The organism is Nocardia shimofusensis NBRC 100134, assembly GCF_001613125.1.
Taxonomy (GTDB): domain Bacteria; phylum Actinomycetota; class Actinomycetes; order Mycobacteriales; family Mycobacteriaceae; genus Nocardia; species Nocardia shimofusensis.
In genome coordinates this window covers 1-1279 of the sequence record NZ_BDBT01000069.1, presented here as the reverse complement: position 1 = coordinate 1279, position 1279 = coordinate 1, and the positions used below count along the sequence as shown (strand labels likewise).

General features: G+C 63.0%; 1 protein-coding gene. It reads left to right on the top strand.

Features of this window, described 5'->3' with window-relative positions; all coding sequences use genetic code 11:
* The first annotated feature begins 67 nt into the window (after positions 1-67).
* A protein-coding gene (locus NS3_RS28095; RefSeq protein ID WP_157101598.1) for an IS3 family transposase occupies positions 68-1245 on the top strand; the annotation gives its coding sequence in 2 pieces (ribosomal slippage) (positions 68-352 and positions 355-1245; 1176 coding nt in all).
* Positions 1246-1279 lie beyond the last annotated feature (34 nt).

Here is a 1279-nt window from a genome sequence, read left to right as displayed (position 1 = left end):
GACTGCTGCATGGATAGGTGACATCTGATCCGTGGTGCCAAAGGGCACTGCTGGAAGGATGGACACCGTGCCCAAGCCCTATCCCAAGGAGTTCCGCGACGATGTCGTGCGGGTGGCCCGTAACCGGGAGCCCGGCCAGAAGCTCAAGCAGATCGCGGCCGATTTCGGCATCAGCGAATCGTGCCTGGCCAATTGGATGAAGACCGCTGACGTCGAAGACGGTATCTCGCCTGGGACCACCGCCGCAGAGAACGCCGAGTTGCGGGAAGCGCGTAAACGGATCAGGTTGCTCGAGCAGGAGAACGAGGTCCTGCGCCGGGCGGCGGCCTATCTGTCGCAGGCGAATCTGCCGGGAAAATGATCTACCCGCTCGTCCGCGAGCTGGCCGCTGACGGGATTCCTGTCGCGGTGACGTGCCGGGTCCTGAAGATCGCGCGCCAACCGTATTACCGGTGGCGCGCTGATCCGGTTCCTGCCGCTGATCTCGACCATGCCTATCGGGCTAATGCCTTGTTCGATGCTCACCGCGACGATCCCGAGTTCGGGTATCGGTTCCTGCTCGACGAAGCAGCCGCCGCAGGCGAGCCGATGGCGGCGCGGACGGCATGGCGGATCTGCTCGGTGAACAAGTGGTGGAGCAGTTTCGGCAAGAAACGCGGCACCAAACACGGCCGATCGGGTCCACCCGTTCACGACGATCTGGTCGCCCGAAACTTCACCGCTGATGCGCCGAACATGTTGTGGCTCATGGACATAACGGAACATCACACCGGTGAAGGGAAGCTCTATCTCTGCGCGGTCAAGGACGTGTTCTCCAACCGGATCGTGGGCTACTCGATCGACTCGCGGATGAAAGCCCGCCTAGCGGTCGATGCCTTGTCCTCCGCTGCGGCCAGGCGCAGCGCGACCGGGGAGCAGGTCGCCGGCTGCATCGTTCACAGCGACAGGGGGTCGCAGTTTCGATCCCGGAAGTTCGTTCGCGCCTTGAGGTCTCACGACATGGTCGGGTCGATGGGTCGGGTCGGTGCCTGCGGTGACAACGCCGCGATGGAATCGTTCTTCGCGTTGCTGCAGAAGAACGTCCTCGACCGCAGATCCTGGGCGACTCGTGGCGAGCTCAGGATTGCGATCGTGACCTGGATCGAACGGACCTACCACCGCCGCCGACGCCAAGCCAGGCTCGGCAGATTGACCCCGGTCGAATACGAAGCCATCATGACAACACCAGCCACTCAGGCTGCCTGACCGAACCTGTCACCTTTTCGTGCAGCAGTCCCGG